Raw genomic sequence first — 16,481 nt, 5'->3', positions numbered from 1 at the left:
AAGAGAGAAACTACATGAAAACACAAATTAATTGGCAAAAAGTTGATAATCTACTTCCTGTGATTATTCAAAATGCAAGCACTTGTGAAGTGCTAATGCTGGGCTATATGAATGAAGATGCCTTGGCAAAAACCTTGGCGGAAAAACGAGTTACTTTCTTTTCACGCACTAAAAATCGCTTATGGACAAAGGGCGAAACCTCGGGCAATTTTTTACATGTAGTGGATATGAGCTTGGATTGTGATAATGATGCTTTATTGATTTTGGTTAATCCAGAGGGAGAAACTTGCCACACTGGTGCCGAAAGCTGCTTTTATCAATTTGAAAATAAGGAACAGCCTGATTGGATTTTCTTCAGCAAATTAGAACGATTAATTGCGAGTCGTAAAAATGCTGATCCTGAAAGTTCTTATACTGCCCAACTTTATGCCAAAGGCACAAAACGTATTGCACAAAAAGTTGGTGAGGAGGGAGTAGAAACTGCACTTGCTGCTACCGTTAAAGACAGAAATGAAACGATTTGCGAAGCGGCAGATTTGGCTTACCACCTTACTGTTTTACTGCAAGATGCGGATTTATCTTGGTCAGATGTGATAGGCAAACTCAAAGAACGTCATACTTTATCAAAATAACTGGTCAGATTTTTTCATTCTATCAATTATGACAAAATAGAGCATGTTGCCCTAATGGGCTCTTTCTTCAGGGAAAATAATATCGGAGCACTCTCTGATTTTTATTCAATCTCACAAATCATTTTGTGGCTTTTGCCACTTCTTAACTATATGTCTTAAAAATATCATCAAGCTAAATTCTTCGCTTGATTTGTTGTGTCTAAAATATGATGAAAGGAGTTTTATGAAACTAAAACGCTTAAGTATTTTGTGCGCTTTTATGTTCGCTGTTACAGGTTGTTCTACTGTAAATCAATGTTTGCAAAGAGCTGATTTATCTCATTTGAATCAAGATAAACAAGCTGATTTAAACATTGGAGATGAGCCTACTCCGCCGAGTGATGTGGCGTTTCCGATTGCACAAGATGGATTACCGGCAGTGGATTTTATAGAAGAAAACGAAAAATCTTCACAGAATTTTGATGCAAATGTATCCACTTCATTGCTCACTACCAACTTCTCAACTAAACCATTATTGTTAAATGCGCAACCTCAGATACCACCACGCCCAGAGCCTTCTGATGCATCAAATTATGTGAGCCTTATGGGGCAAAATGGACGTGTGATTACGGTTTGGGCATTAGCAAGAGGAAATTGGCTGTGGGCTTATGCTTCTTTTGAGTCGCAAGATTTTGGCAATATTCGTAACTGGAAATTAGAGCCGAGTTTTTCTCGTGAGCATTTCCGTTTTATCAATCAGCAGTTGGGCAGCTGCATGCAAGCTTATAAAAATGGCTTAATTCATGCGGATTGTGATCCTAGAAATTTAGCTCAGGATTTTGAGTTATTGCCTTCTAACACTGGCTCTGTATTTATTAAAAGTGTGTCATCAAATCGATGTGTTACCTATAACCCCGTGAGTAATACAGGTTATTCCACACTTACACTTTCGCCCTGTACAGATCAAATTAGTGCTCTAAAAGACCAGAATTTTTATATTGCACCACCAATTTTAAAAGCAACGCCACAAAACTAGGAATTCAAATGTTAAAAAGATTTAAACAAATTTTAATACTCAGTTTATCTTTGCTGAGTTTGAACAGTTTCGCCGCTTTAAATAACTACAATGTAGCTACCTGGAATTTACAAGGTTCATCTGCATCAAGTGAAAGTAAATGGAACATCAATGTGCGTCAGTTAATTACAGGCCGTGATTCCGCCGATATTTTAATGGTTCAAGAGGCTGGATCTTTACCATTATCGGCAATGCAAACGCAAAGAGTTATTCAACCCGTGGGAGTAGGTATACCAATAAATGAATATGTCTGGAATTTAGGTACGACTACACGCCCGAACAACGTTTATATTTATTACTCTCGCTTAGATGTAGGTGCTAATCGAGTAAATTTGGCGATAGTTTCTCGTGTACAAGCGGAAGAAGTATTTGTGATCAGTCCAACAACTACGGTACTCCAAGCTAGACCAGCAATAGGCATTCGTATTGGTAATGATGTGTTTTTTAGCGTACATGCTTTATCTTCTGGTGGGAGTGATGCTATTAGCCTCATTAATAATGTCTATGATTTCTTTAATCAAGATGTAACGAGAAGAAGATATAGCTGGATGCTTGTCGGCGATTTTAACCGTTCTCCAACTAATTTACAGTCAGCATTAAGTGCAGAACCTAGGGTCAATAATAATACCTTAATTGTTGCGCCGACAGAGCCAACTCATCGCTCAGGCAGTATTTTAGATTATGCGGTCATTCATAATGCAACTGGAGAAGCAACCCAACTTAATCTTGGCGCAAGCATTATGTTTAACCAAGTTCGTTCACAGATCACTTCCGATCATTATCCTGTGAGTTTTATTAAAGATCGTAAGAAATAAGGAAAAATAATGTTAAAGAAAATATTGTTATTATCAACCGCACTTTTGTTTACTTCGATTAGCTATGCGACACCTAAACCTGATCCAACAACCTATCCTGATGTGACACAAATTCCAGCTCCCGTCATTACTTTGCGTAATATGTTTACCAGTGTGCCTGTAAATAACGATCATTATGGCGAGCGTAGTGATAAGAATGTGCATTGGTCCTTGATTGATGTGAGTGATCCCGAATTTCGCCCTTTGCGTGATGGTGGTTCAGCTGTGCAATTTCAGGCGTTTGATACAAATAAATGTTGGACAGGGGGAGGGGTAACAGATTGCTCAGACAAAACTAGAACAGTATTTAGTATTATCCCAACAGACACAGGGGCTGTTCTCATTCGTCATATGGCAGTTGGTTTTTGTGTTGCCAGTTTTGATATTCGCCAGTATCAACTGCTTGATTGTGGTAGAACAACTCAAGGTAGAACCTTTGATTTACCTTATTTATGGGCACTCTTGCCACCTTCTGGACAGAGTAAATTATTAGTTCCACCTGTTAAATAACTTAGTATTTTTTCTTTTTAGTTAAAGAATTATCAATAATAAGGCTGTTTATGTTTAATTTTAAGATAATTATACTAGCAATCAATAAATCGGCGCCGGTTTGTTATTGCAACAGTATTTTATTTTTTAATGGAGAATGACTATGTCAAATCGTAAATTTCTTGAAGTTTTAACCCCAGAAAACAGCTAACTTATCTTTATTGACCATCAACCACAAATGGCATTTGGTGTTCAATCAATCGACCGCCAAACGTTAAAAAACAACGTGGTTGCTTTAGCAAAATCAGCAAAAGTATTTAATATTCCAACCACAATTACCACCGTTGAAACTGATGGTTTCTCTGGTCATACCTATCCTGAATTATTAGCCGTATTCCCCGATCACAAAATCCTTGAGCGTACTTCAATGAACTCTTGGGACGATCAAAACGTGCGTGATGCGTTAGCCGCAAATGGCCGTAAAAAAGTGATCGTTGCTGGTTTATGGACAGAAGTGTGTAACTTAAGTTTCGCTTTATGTGCAGCTTTAGAAGGCGACTATGAAATTTATATGGTTGCAGATGCATCAGGCGGTACTTCAGTAGAAGCACACAAATATGCGATGGATCGCATGGTTCAAGCAGGGATTATTCCTGTAACTTGGCAACAAGTGCTACTTGAGTGGCAACGTGATTGGGCGAAGAAAGATACCTATGATGCAGTGCTTGATATCGTGAAAGAGCATTCAGGTGCTTACGGTATGGGTGTTGATTATGCTTACACTATGGTTCACAAAGCACCTGAGCGTGTTCAACATGGTGAGCGTATCGGTCCAAACCCTGCGAAATAATATCGCTTAAAATTTAACGCTTAATAAAGTGCGGTGTGATTTTGCAAAAATTTGTCAAAATCACACCGCTTGTTTTATAGGTGATCGAATGAAACTTTATCTTCTCACATTTGGTGTGGGTGTCTTAGTTGGTGTCATCTATTATGCTTTAGATGTTCGCTCTCCAGCACCACCAATCGTGGCATTAGTCGGACTGCTCGGTATTTTACTCAGCGAGCAAATGATTCCCGTCGCAAAACAGCTTTTTAAAGGCAAAGACTTTGTGAATGCCTGCCACGCCACTCAAGCAACGGAGCATGTTTTGGGTCAATTACCGGGTAAACATTCATTACACATAAAAGGGGGAAAGAATGACAACACAAGTTCCTGATCTCATTTTCTATAACGGAAAAATCACCACGCTTAATCGTGCACAACCCGTTGCTCAAGCGGTTGCGATCAAAGACGGCAAATTTTTAGCAGTAGGTAGCGATGCGGAAGTGATGCCACTTGCTACTGAAAAAACTCGCTGTATCGACTTAAAAGGCAAAGGTGTTCTGCCAGGTCTATTTGATAACCATACCCACATTATTCGTGGCGGTTTGAATTATAACTTAGAACTACGTTGGGACGGCGTGCGTAGCCTTGCTGATGCAATGGCAATGCTCAAAGCACAAGTGGATATTACGCCTGCTCCGCAATGGGTGCGTGTGGGCGGTGGTTTTACGGAACATCAATTCGTAGAAAAACGCCTGCCAACTATTCAAGAAATCAACGCTATTGCCCCAGATACGCCAGTCTTTATTTTGCACCTTTATGATCGTGCACTATTAAATGGTGCAGCATTAAGAGCGGTGGGTTATACCAAAGATACGCCAAATCCTGTGGGTGGTGAAATTCTGCGTGATAGCAAGGGCAATCCAACGGGCTTATTATTGGCATAAACCAAATGCGATGATTTTATATTCAACCCTTGCGAAAGGACCAAAATTACCCTTTGAGTATCAGCTTAATTCTACTCGCCATTTTATGCGTGAACTTAACCGCTTGGGCGTAACAGGCGTGATTGATGCAGGTGGTGGTTTCCAAAATTATTCTGATGATTATGAAGTCATTCAAAAATTATCGGATGAAAATCAGCTCACTGTGCGTATTGCCTATAACTTATTTACGCAAAAACCAAAAGAAGAGAAAGAAGACTTCTTACGTTGGACATCTTCGGTGAAATATAAGCAAGGTACAGACTATTTCCGTCACAATGGTGTGGGGGAAATGTTGGTATTCTCAGCGGCAGACTTTGAAGATTTCCGCCAACCACGTCCAGATATGCCACCTGAAATGGAAGGCGATTTGGAAGAAGTGGTGCGTATTCTTGCCGAAAACAAATGGCCTTGGCGTTTACATGCCACTTACGATGAAACCATTTCTCGTGCCTTAGATGTGTTTGAAAAAGTGAATAAGGATATTCCACTGCAAGGCATTAACTGGTTCTTCGACCATGCGGAAACTATTTCACAAAAATCCATTGACCGTATTGCCGAATTAGGCGGTGGCGTTGCTGTACAACATCGTATGGCATATCAAGGGGAATATTTTGTGGAGCGTTATGGCGCGGTTGCCGCAGAAGCAACACCACCAGTCAAACGCATTTTGGAAAGCGGAGTGAAAACATCAGCAGGGACAGATGCAACTCGTGTGGCTTCTTATAACCCTTGGGTATCGCTCTCTTGGCTTACTACAGGTAAAACCGTTGGTGGCACTCGTTTATATCCACAACGCAATTTACTTGATCGTGAAACCGCTCTGCGTATGTGGACAGAAAACGTCGCTTGGTTCTCCAATGAAGAAGGCAAACGTGGACGTATTGAAGTGGGGCAATTTGCCGATTTCATCGTGCCAAGTAAAGATTACTTCACTGTTCCAGAAGATGAGATTTCTTTCTTAACCTCACATTTAACCGTTGTGGGTGGACGTATTGTGTTTGGTGATGGCGACTTTGCCTCCTTAGATGAAAACCCACTTCCGCCAGCGATGCCAGATTGGTCACCAACTCGCAAATTTAAAGGCTTTGCTGCTTGGGGCGATCCTGAAGGTGCAGGTAAAAACTCACTTTCACCAATTCGCCAACAAGCCATTGCTAGCTGTGGTTGTGCAAGCTCTTGCGGATTACATGGACATGATCACGCAAAAGCTTGGGGATCATCTATTCCAAGTTCAGACCTAAAAAGTTTCTTCGGTGCATTAGGCTGTTCTTGTTGGATGGTATAAGTTAAGTGCGGTCGGTTTTGGGCAATTTTAAATACAACGTGCAAATTCTCCCCCAATTCCGACCGCTTGTTTTGGAGATAAAATGAGCGTATCAGAACAAAGCGGTTTTGCACCGCTAAAACAAAAGCTCTTCTTAGTGTTATGGATTGCCACCGTCTTGGGTAACGTGGGGAGCTTTATTCGAGATGTAGCAAGTGGCTGGTTAATTACCGATCTTTCTGCATCACCTGCTGCAGTTTCCCTTATTCAAGCAGCGACCACCTTGCCAATTTTTCTACTTGCCATTCCTGCGGGCGTGATGGCGGATATTTTAGATAGACGCAAATTCCTTATTGGCATTCAATTTATCCTCGCATTTAGTAGCGCAAGCTTGATGTTCCTTTCTGCCACAGGTTTGCAATCCGTCACTACCTTAGTGTTATTCACCTTTATCGGTGGCGTTGGTGCAGCCTTAATGGCACCGACTTGGCAAGCCATTGTGCCTGAATTGGTTTCTCGTGCTGATTTAAAAAATGCCGTTGCACTCAATTCATTGGGCATCAACATCTCTCGTGCTATCGGGCCAGCCATTGGCGGTGTCGTCTTAGCCCAACTTGGTGCTTCGTTTGCCTATGGTATTGATGTGATCAGCTACGCTTTCGTGATTGCCGCCTTGATCTGGTGGAAACGTGCGAAAAAAGAAACAGACGAACTGGCAGAGAATTTCACAGGGGCATTTCGTGCGGGGTTACGTTACGCATGCTCAAGCAAAGCCTTACATATCATCTTATTTAGAGCGATTTTCTTTTTCCTATTTGCTAGTGCCGTATGGGCGTTATTGCCTTTAGTGGCTCGCCAATTATTAGAAGGCACTGCAGGTTTTTACGGCATTTTATTAGCTGCTGTTGGCGTGGGAGCGATTATCGGAGCAGTTTTATTACCACGTTTAAGAAGACACCTAAATTCCGACCAACTTTTACTCAGTGCAGCTATTCTCAGTGCCATTGTGATGGGCTTTTTAGCACTCTCACCACCAAAATGGACAGCAATTCCTGCTCTTTGCTTACTTGGTTTCGCTTGGATTACTGCCCTCACTACTTTAAACAGTGTTGCACAATCCATTTTACCTAACTGGGTGCGTGGTCGCTCTTTAGCGATTTATTTAACCGTCTTCAATGGTTCAATGACCTTGGGCAGTTTAAGCTGGGGAGCGGTGGCACAATACATCGGCTTACCAAGCACTTTAGTGGTATCGGGTATTGCTTTAGTCATTGCTAATGCGTTGGCATACCGCAAAAAATTGCCACAGGGCGAAGACGATCTCAACCCGTCGAACCATTGGGAGCAACCGCATACCCATTCCGATGTGGCACTTGATCGCTCACCAGTCATGATTCAGGTGGAATATCAAATCAACCCAGAAAACCAATCGGCTTTCTTAAGTAAGTTACACCAACTTGCCGAACAACGCCGTAAAGATGGTGCTTATGCGTGGGGCGTATTGGAAGATGTGGAAAAACCAAATCATTTTATCGAATGGTTCTTTGTAGAAAGTTGGGCGGAACATTTACGCCAGCACCACCGAGTTTCGCAAATTGACGCAAATTTACAAAAAGAAGTGAATGATTCCCATCAAGGTGAGAAACCAAAAGTGAAGCACTTTGTGGGGGTTAATATCCGTCATTAGAACATCACTTAGTAAAAGGCTAGATTAAATTCTCGCCTTTTTTGATCAAACTTATGCTATGCTTGCCGTTCTCTCATGGCTTGCATTAGGAAGGAGGATGTGATGGAAGGTATTGTTTTAGCTATTAAATTAGGCTTGGTAGAAGAAGTTGTATTTGAAAATGGGACAAAAATGTCAACAGCAATTCGCAAAAAACCAGTGGAGCAAGCTGTTGTTCATGAGCTAGGTGCGGAAGGAAATGATGTTGCTTTGAAAGCACACCATGGTGGTGTTGATAAAGCACTATTTTTTATGGCAGAAAAATCTTTTGTAAAATTGACCGCACTTTTGGGCAAAGATTATAGCTATCAAGGCGAGGCTATTTATGGCGAGAACTTTGTCGTATCTGCTTTCGATGAGGAAAATGTCTGTGTAGGTGATCGTTACCAAATTGGCGAAGTGCAGATCGAAATTTCTCAACCTCGAGTACCTTGTGAAACCTTAGGTAAAAATGCCAATAATAAAGATACTCGTAAAATTGTAGTGGAAACTGGATTGACGGGTTGGTATGTAAGAGTGATAAAAAATGGCGTGATTAAAAAAGGTGATGCAATTCAGTGTTTAGCCAATCCTTATCCAAATTTAACCATTAAACATTTAAATGCTTTGTTAGCAGTAGAAGCGACTGAGGCTATCAAAGCCCCGTTAGAACAAGCGATAGATTGCCCTGTTTTAGCTGAGGCATTTAGACGCCATTTAAAAAAACAATGGCAAAAAATTAGATAGTGATTCTTACGCAAAGAATAAAAAACTTTACTGAGTATTTACTGATATAATAGGCAAAATTTTTCAGATAATTTTGACAAGCGACCTCTAATTTTGGACATTTCTTTATTTCGACAAATGCTTTCTTCTGCGAGTTGGCAGAAAGATGTTTTAGATTTATCTCAGCAAAAACAAGATTGGTTACTATATCAGGGTTCACTCACCAAAAAATTACAGCAGTATTGTCAGCAATTAAAGGTTGAAGTTGTGGCAGAAAAATGGACTTCAGCCATAACTTCTGAATTTGTGGAATATGATGAGCCAGTTTGGTTGCGTGAAGTGATTTTAAAGGGAGATGAGCACCCTTGGATTTTTGCTCAAACTCGTTTACCGCAGTCTACAATGAATCATGTTGCGCCTGATATTATGAGTTTAGGCTCAACGCCTATCGGATTGTGGCTTTTTGCACAGCAACCAAAAAGAACAAAACTTGATTGGGCGTATGATGCAAGCACAGGGTTATATGCACGCCGTTCAATATTACTTTTAAATCAATATCCAATTGAAATTAAGGAACTGTTTCTACAAGATTTCAACTTTTTTCCAGAAAAGATCCAAAGCATGAGTACTAAAAAAACTAAAAATAAAAAAACAAAAAAACTGACCGCACTTGTTGATCCCCATTTGCATCAAGAGCAACAAAAATATTCTAACCCACTCCCTAGTCGAGAATTTATTTTACAGATCATTCGTGAGTTTAATGTACCAATGTCAAAGGAAGAGATTTTTAGTACATTGGCTATTATTGATCCTAAACAACAAGAGGGTATGCATCGTCGTTTGCGAGCGATGGAAAATGATGGACAACTTGTTTTTACTAAAAGAAAATGCTACGCCTTGCCTGAAAAATTAGATTTACTAAAAGGCATTGTCATTGGGCACCGTGATGGCTATGGTTTTTTACAAGTTGAAGGGGGCAAATCCGATTGGTTTATTCCAAATGCACAAATGCAAAAGGTTATTCATGGTGATTTTGTTTTGGCACAACCTAATGGTTTTGATCGCAAAGGGCGGTCAGAAGTACGTATTGTTCGAGTATTAGAAAGTCGCAATAAACATATTGTTGGGCGTTTTTTCTTAGAAAAAGGAATAGGGTATGTGGTGCCTGATGATAGCCGTATCAATCGTGATATTTTGATTCCAGATGAGTTTCGCCGTGGAGCAAGAATGGGGCAGGTTGTTGTGGTTGAACTGAAACCACGTACCGCAACCTTTACTCAACTTGTGGGTATGATTGTAGAAATTCTCGGTGAAGATATGGCAAAAGGCATGGAAACTGAAATTGCTATTCGTAATCATGATATTCCTCATGTGTTTCCAAGTGCGGTAGAAAAACAAGTAAAAAAATATACTGACACTGTACCAGAACAGGCAAAAAAAGGTCGGATCGATTTAAGGCGTTTGCCATTGGTTACTATTGACGGCGAAGACGCACGAGACTTTGATGATGCTGTTTTCTGTCGAAGAGAAGATAGCGGTGGTTGGCGCTTATGGGTGGCAATTGCCGATGTGAGTTATTATGTACGCACGCATACTGCTTTGGATAAAGAAGCGTATCAGCGTGGCAATTCAGTTTATTTTCCGAATCGAGTTGTGCCAATGTTGCCAGAAATTTTATCCAATGGTTTATGTTCGCTCAATCCACAGGTTGATCGTTTGTGTATGGTTTGTGAAATACGAGTTTCAGCACAAGGAAAAATGACAGATTATAAGTTTTATGAAGCAGTGATGAACTCTCATGCAAGATTGACTTACACCAAGGTTGCTCGAATTTTAGACGGCGATGAAGAATTACAACAACGCTATCGAATTTTAGTACCGCACTTGCAAGAGCTATATCAAATGTATCAAGCCTTGTTACAAGCACGTCATCAACGAGGAGCCATTGATTTTGAAACTATCGAAACAAAATTTGTGTTCAATGAAATGGGGCGTATTGATCGCATAGAACCTGTAGTACGTAATGATGCTCATAAAATTATTGAAGAATGTATGATCTTAGCTAATATTGCCGCAGCTAATTTTATGGAGCGCCACCAAGAACCAGCCTTATTCCGTATTCACGCAAGCCCAAGTAAGGAAAAGCTTAGTTCATTCCGCACTTTTTTAAGTGAATGTGGTTTAGCCTTAAAGGGCGGTATGAAACCGACAAGTACTGATTATGCTCAATTATTGGAACAGGTTCGTGGACGTTTAAATTATGAGTTAATTCAAACCATGCTACTTCGTTCACTCAGTCAAGCAGTTTATGATGCAGATAATATAGGGCATTTTGGTCTAGCATTAGGAGAATACGCACATTTCACTTCGCCTATTCGACGTTATCCTGATTTGACTTTGCATCGTAGTATCAAATACTTATTAAGCAAACAACAAAGGGAAAATAGAAAAGCAACGGATACTGGCGGTTATCATTATTCTTTCGAAGAAATGGTGCGACTTGGCGATCATTGTTCCTTAACTGAACGCCGAGCCGATGATGCAACGAGAGAAGTTGCAGATTGGTTAAAATGTGAATATATGCAAGATCACGTAGGTGAAGAATTTAAAGGAATTATTTCTTCTGTAACGGGTTTTGGCTTGTTTGTGCGACTAGATGATTTATTGATTGATGGTTTAGTACATATTTCAACCTTAGATAATGACTATTATCAATTTGATCCGACCAAACAACGTTTAATTGGAGAAAATTCAAGAGTAACCTATCGTTTAGGCGATAAAGTTAAAATTCGTGTTGAAGCAGTAAACTTAGCACAAAAACAAGTGGACTTTGTTTTGTTATCAAACCAGTATGAGTTTGATTGCATAGACAAACTGGCAAAGGGACAGGCAACACAAAAAATTTTTCACAAAACTCCCCGCACTTTTCAAATCGAGCAACATAAAAGTGCGATGAAAAAACGCAAAAAATCAGTAACACTCAAAGATAATCAAAAAAAACAGAAAGGATAACCATGGCAGAAAGTATTTATGGTATTCATGCAGTACAAGCATTTTTAGCAAACGCCTCGGAGCGTTTGATCGAAGTCTATGTATTAAAAGGGCGAGAGGATAAACGCTTACAGCCTGTGTTAAATGAACTTTATAATTTAGGTATAAGTGTACAATTTTTGAACCGTGATGCCTTGGATAAAAAAGCTAATGGCGAAGTGCATCAAGGAATTATTGCAAAAATTCAACCTGCAAAAGAGCGGAATGAAAACGACTTAGATTACATCTTACAAACACAAACAGATCCATTATTGCTAGTGCTTGATGGAATAACAGATCCACACAATCTAGGAGCTTGCTTGCGTTCGGCAGATGCGGCAGGCGTTTGTGCAGTAATTGTGCCTAAAGATAAATCCGCACAACTCACTTCTGTTGCTCGTAAAGTCGCTTGTGGGGCAGCAGAGGTTGTGCCACTTATTCGTGTAACAAATTTAGCCCGCACTTTACGCAATCTACAACAACATAACATTTGGGTAGTGGGTACCGCAGGCGAGGCGACTGCAACCTTATATGAAGCAAAATTGACAGGTGGTTTAGCATTAGTAATGGGGGCGGAAGGCGATGGAATGCGCCGTTTAACACGTGAAACTTGCGATCAATTAATTAGTATTCCTATGGCTGGTTCGGTTTCTTCATTAAATGTTTCTGTTGCCACAGGAGTTTGTTTATTTGAAATTGTGCGACAAAGATTACAAGTCTATGCTTAAGCTAAACAGAAAAAGTAAAAAAACCTTGTAAAATTTTACAAGGTTTTTTGTTGTGAATTTAATTTTGGTTAGAAACGGTAACCAAGACTTAGTTTAACATTTCTACCGCTACCTTCTATTAAACTAAAGGCTGGTTGGTATTTTTTATCAAATAAGTTTTCGATTGCAAAATCGATGCGTAAATTGCTCCATTCACCTTTGAGTGGCGCATAGGTTGCACTAATATCTGTCAGGGTGTAACCAGCATAAGTTACAGCATGATTTTGTGGCACACGATTCTGTGGACGATAATGACTAACTCGAGAACCAACCGTAAATTTATCTTTAACCAATTCATAATTGATCGCAACAGTGAATTTATCAGCTGCAATATTGGATAGATATTGTTGTGTATTTTTATCTTTGCCACGAGTTTGTCCATAGCCAAAGGCTAAATCTAAGCGATTAGTTTGATATTGCGTTTCTAATTCAAAACCTCTCAGGCGAGCATTGGCAATGTTTTGATATTGTGAGATTTTTGGAACAAACTCAGTAAGATCAAAACGCATTTCTTTGAACACTTCTAACTGAATAAAATCTTTCACATCATTTTGGAAATAAGTTGTACTCAATTGAAATTTATCATCTTGACTAAAAACATTATCAACATGCAATCTTGCGGTAATTTCTTTATTTTGAGCAATTTCCGCTTTAAGGTTTGGATTGGCTTTAAATACATTTTGTTGCTGAAAACCGCCATTGCCACCACCGCCGCTGCCATTGAGACCAAAATGTGCTCCGCTAACAAAACGTTCTTGCAAAGAAGGGGCTCGGAAAGCTTCATTATAAAGAGCGGTCAAATCTAACCAATTTGTTGCTTTCCAAGTCAGATTGGCTGAGGTTGACCAATTGTGTTCAGTGTATTTTGTCTTTGCACTTTGAGATTTAAAATGATCGTAACGAATACTCGGCGAAAAAATGACTTTTTCATTGAACAAAGGTAAGTGAGCGATTAAATAAACACCTGTGCTTTGAGAGGTTGCGTCATAAGGGTTGGGGCGGAATTTGCCATCTTTTGCGTTAGTTCCTCGCTCTGTTTGTGCATGGTCTTGAGCATAATCGACCCCGTAAGTAAGGTTTAACTGGTCAAAGAAACTACTATTACGCAAGTTAATGCCTTGAGTCGTCAATTTTGTTACATCTTTCAAACCGCTGAACACACGACTTTCTTTTTCTATCGTTTGGTTATGGTATAACGTAGCTTGAGCATTGACATAAGGATTATTTTCAGGCGTTAAATAATAGTTAAGTGCGGTGCTTTGATCGCTAATTTTTTGCTCCGATAAATAGCTAACAGAGCCTAAGCGAGAAGAGATACTGTTGTAAAAATCAATAGTTTTTTTAAGAAATGCTTGCAATTCAGGGCTAAACATAGACGAAGGCGGTTTACCAGGCATAGATGGTGGGCTTGGAGGGGGGGGATTATTTCTATGGAACTCTGCAATTAATTGATTGATTTGCTCATTGGTAAATTCACTGATTGCTTCATTGTTAGAAGGTGCGGTCTGTTTTGCTTTGCTTAACCGATGTGAAAGTTCTAAACGTTGCCCTTCATCAATTTGCCAACCTAATTTAATTAACCCCCCTTTTTGGCTATAAGCACTATCAGGCAACTTTTTGCCATGGGCTAAACGCAACTGATCGGCATCGTTATAATAACCGCTGATTAACGCATCGAATTTATCGTTTGCCGCATAAGCCGAAATTTCACTTTCGGAAAGGGAATTTGCCGATTGATAGCCTTGGCGTAGTTTTACCCCCGACGTTTCACCGCTCTTTAATAAATCCAACGCATTTGGCGTTTTAATTGCTACAACACCCCCTATAGCACTACTTCCCCAAAGTGTACTGGCAGGTCCTTTAACCACTTCAATTTCTTGAATCAACGAGGCGGGTAAGAAATAAGACCCCCTATGGGCTAAATCAAAATTTTGCTTTACACCATCAATGACTTGTGCCACACGATTTCCGCTTAAACCACGAATTAACGGTTTTTGTGCAATTGCTCTTTGCCCGCCAGCAATATCTACGTTGACAAGATTTTTTAACGCATCAGCGACACTGGTAGGTTGCTTTTGGCGAAGAGTGTTACTTTCAATTTTGCTAATATTGTTAGTTATTTGTGCATAAGAACTCGGATCGCGAGTTGCACTAACGCTAATTTGTTCTAATTGAATAGTATTTTTTTCCGCCGCATTTGCAACCGTGGGTACGGTTAAGCATAGTGCTAAGTAAACTTTGGAAAACTTCATTATCAAATCCCTCCAATGAAAATTTAAATAACTAACTACCTGAATTTGTTTAAGAATATACTAGTATTTTTTTTTTTTCAATTTAAATTTGTTATTAATAATTGTTTATTTACTTTTTCGGGTACGATGTTGTCTATTTAATCATCATCTTCTAAGGGAAATACTGAAAGGTTATGAAAATAGATTTGAAATTTTCTCTTTTATTTACCGCACTTTTAAACATTACTGCTACTAATATTTATGCTCAACAAGTTGCTCTAGTTGCTCCAGCTACCAAAACGCCAGTGGTTAATGCTGGTTTTTTAAATCAAGAGTTAAAACAACAGCAATTACAAACAGAAAAAGTAAAACCGAGTGGTGAATTGTTTAATAACAATTTACAGACGCATGCGAGCAGTTCACAAACCACGGTAAAATTTATCCTTGCACATATTGCATTATTGGATTTAGAGGGAAAACCAATCGAGGAAAATTTATCTTTTTTAACCCAACATTATCTCAACACGCCAATTTCTGTAAACGATTTAACTCAATTGGCAGAACAAATCACGCAGTATTATCGTTCTCATAATTATCTTGTCGCAAAAGCGATTCTGCCACCACAGGAAATTGATAATGGAAATGTGTATTTCTATGTGATCAAAGGGAAAATAGGTGATACCGAGATCAAAAATAATAGTAAATTGAACAGTAAACTTGTTGAAAGAATAAACAATGTTACCTTTGATCAAGCCGTTTATGTATATAAAGATGATTTAGAAAAATTAGCATTGTTGTTAAATGATATTCAAGGAATCGAGCCTAGTTTGTCTGTTAAAGCGGGTAAGCAAAAAGAAACAACTGATTTTGTTATTTCTCTGCAAGATAGTAAGCGTTTCGGCGGTTATGCTATGTTCGATAATCAGGGGAATAAAGATACGGGTGGCTACCGTTTATCCACAGGAACATATGCTAATAATTTGCTTGGATATGGTGATGAGCTGAAATTGGATTTATTGGGATCAAATAATGCTAATTTATTCAGTGCTCGTTTAGATTATTCTGCAATGATTGATGGTTACGGCACAAGATTAGGTGTTATTGGTAATTACTTGAATTATAAATTGGGTGGTAATTTCAAAGCGTTAAAAGCCAATGGTAATTCTAATACGTTAGGTGTTTATATTTCCCACCCTAGTATTCGCACGCCACATTTTCGTTTAAATACTAAAGTCAGTTTTAATCATCAGAATTTAGCGGATAAACAAAGTGCGGTTGGTTTAGTGCAAAAACGTAAGGTTAATTCAATCGGTCTTGGTGTTTATGGTTCTTGGCGTTCTGTCGAAAATGGTGTTTCCTACTTCTCTGCAACTATTAACTTTGGACATCAGAATAATCACACCAATGAACAATCACAATATCAAGCGGATAATTTTAAACCTAAACAAAGTTTTACCGTTTTTAACTATACTTTTTCTCATGAGCAAAGTTTGCCAAAATCTTTTGCATTAAATTTATCTCTTAATGGGCAATTTTCTGATAAAAATTTAGACAGTTCACAAAAAATGTTGTTAGGTGGGCTTTATGGTGTAAGAGGATATCAGTCGGGTGTTGCGTCTGTTGATAAAGGGCATATTTTGCAAACAGAAATTAAACATTACCTTCCCTTATTTAAAGAAAGTATTTTAACAACATCTGCTTTTTATGATGCTGGATTTGGATCTTATTACAAAGATACGAAATCACTTGATGATAGCGTAGATAACAGTGTTAGCCTACAAAGTATTGGCTTAGGGTTTAATTTATCCGTTGTAAATAATTACTCTTTGAATTTCATATGGGCAACACCTGTCGGTAAAAAACTAAAAAATACAGATAATAATCAATTTTGGTTATCGCTAGTGAAAACGTTTTAAG

General features: G+C 39.1%; 14 protein-coding genes. 13 read left to right on the top strand and 1 reads right to left on the bottom strand.

Annotated features, from left to right (window positions below; all coding sequences use genetic code 11):
• The first annotated feature begins 14 nt into the window (after window positions 1–14).
• The 12 genes from hisIE to rlmB all read left to right on the top strand — a co-directional run bounded on the left by hisIE (window position 15) and on the right by rlmB (window position 12,294).
• Window positions 15–632, top strand: coding sequence for a bifunctional phosphoribosyl-AMP cyclohydrolase/phosphoribosyl-ATP diphosphatase HisIE (hisIE, locus tag B0186_RS07685; RefSeq protein ID WP_078218786.1), 618 nt, complete (start codon window positions 15–17; stop codon window positions 630–632).
• Between the two features lie 223 nt (window positions 633–855).
• Complete coding sequence (locus B0186_RS07680; protein ID WP_235817203.1) at window positions 856–1,647, top strand: RICIN domain-containing protein; 792 nt, start codon at window positions 856–858, stop codon at window positions 1,645–1,647.
• Between the two features lie 8 nt (window positions 1,648–1,655).
• On the top strand, window positions 1,656–2,501 hold the full coding sequence (locus tag B0186_RS07675; RefSeq protein ID WP_078218785.1) for a cytolethal distending toxin subunit B family protein: 846 nt from the start codon (window positions 1,656–1,658) through the stop codon (window positions 2,499–2,501).
• Between the two features lie 9 nt (window positions 2,502–2,510).
• Window positions 2,511–3,050, top strand: a complete 540-nt coding sequence (locus B0186_RS07670; protein ID WP_078218784.1) for an RICIN domain-containing protein — start codon at window positions 2,511–2,513, stop codon at window positions 3,048–3,050.
• 193 nt (window positions 3,051–3,243) lie between these two features.
• A complete protein-coding gene (locus B0186_RS07665; RefSeq protein ID WP_328587900.1) occupies window positions 3,244–3,879 on the top strand; it encodes a hydrolase in 636 nt (211 codons plus the stop codon).
• An 88-nt stretch (window positions 3,880–3,967) separates the two neighbouring features.
• Window positions 3,968–4,249 carry a XapX domain-containing protein gene (locus B0186_RS07660; RefSeq protein WP_078218783.1) on the top strand — a complete coding sequence of 94 codons (282 nt, stop codon included), beginning with the start codon at window positions 3,968–3,970 and terminating at the stop codon, window positions 4,247–4,249.
• Complete coding sequence (locus B0186_RS12150) at window positions 4,230–4,802, top strand: amidohydrolase family protein (protein ID WP_211272430.1); 573 nt, start codon at window positions 4,230–4,232, stop codon at window positions 4,800–4,802. The genes B0186_RS07660 and B0186_RS12150 overlap by 20 nt, the downstream gene beginning before the upstream one ends.
• Window positions 4,803–4,812: 10 nt before the next feature.
• Window positions 4,813–6,126 (top strand): amidohydrolase family protein, encoded by a 1,314-nt coding sequence (locus B0186_RS07655; protein ID WP_211272429.1) that lies wholly within the window; start codon window positions 4,813–4,815, stop codon window positions 6,124–6,126.
• Between the two features lie 82 nt (window positions 6,127–6,208).
• Window positions 6,209–7,792: an MFS transporter gene (locus B0186_RS07650; RefSeq protein ID WP_078218782.1), complete on the top strand. Its 1,584-nt coding sequence runs from the start codon at window positions 6,209–6,211 to the stop codon at window positions 7,790–7,792.
• Between the two features lie 102 nt (window positions 7,793–7,894).
• Entirely contained in the window at window positions 7,895–8,557 is a 663-nt protein-coding gene (locus tag B0186_RS07645) for an MOSC domain-containing protein (RefSeq protein ID WP_078218781.1), read from the top strand.
• Between the two features lie 117 nt (window positions 8,558–8,674).
• Window positions 8,675–11,548, top strand: coding sequence for a ribonuclease R (gene rnr / locus B0186_RS07640; RefSeq protein ID WP_078218780.1), 2,874 nt, complete (start codon window positions 8,675–8,677; stop codon window positions 11,546–11,548).
• A 2-nt stretch (window positions 11,549–11,550) separates the two neighbouring features.
• Window positions 11,551–12,294 (top strand): 23S rRNA (guanosine(2251)-2'-O)-methyltransferase RlmB, encoded by a 744-nt coding sequence (gene rlmB / locus B0186_RS07635; protein WP_078218779.1) that lies wholly within the window; start codon window positions 11,551–11,553, stop codon window positions 12,292–12,294.
• A 68-nt stretch (window positions 12,295–12,362) separates the two neighbouring features.
• Here rlmB and B0186_RS07630 read toward each other — a convergent pair whose 3' ends face one another.
• The gene (locus tag B0186_RS07630; protein ID WP_078218778.1) at window positions 12,363–14,585 is read right to left on the bottom strand and encodes a TonB-dependent hemoglobin/transferrin/lactoferrin family receptor; all 2,223 of its coding nucleotides are present in this window, start codon (window positions 14,583–14,585) and stop codon (window positions 12,363–12,365) included.
• A gap of 185 nt (window positions 14,586–14,770) precedes the next feature.
• Here B0186_RS07630 and B0186_RS07625 point away from each other — a divergent pair, with 185 nt between their 5' ends.
• Window positions 14,771–16,480 (top strand): ShlB/FhaC/HecB family hemolysin secretion/activation protein, encoded by a 1,710-nt coding sequence (locus B0186_RS07625; RefSeq protein WP_158077972.1) that lies wholly within the window; start codon window positions 14,771–14,773, stop codon window positions 16,478–16,480.
• The last annotated feature ends 1 nt before the right edge of the window (window position 16,481 follow it).

The organism is Canicola haemoglobinophilus, assembly GCF_002015075.1.
Lineage (GTDB): Bacteria > Pseudomonadota > Gammaproteobacteria > Enterobacterales > Pasteurellaceae > Canicola > Canicola haemoglobinophilus.
This window is presented reverse-complemented; position numbering and strand designations above follow the sequence as displayed.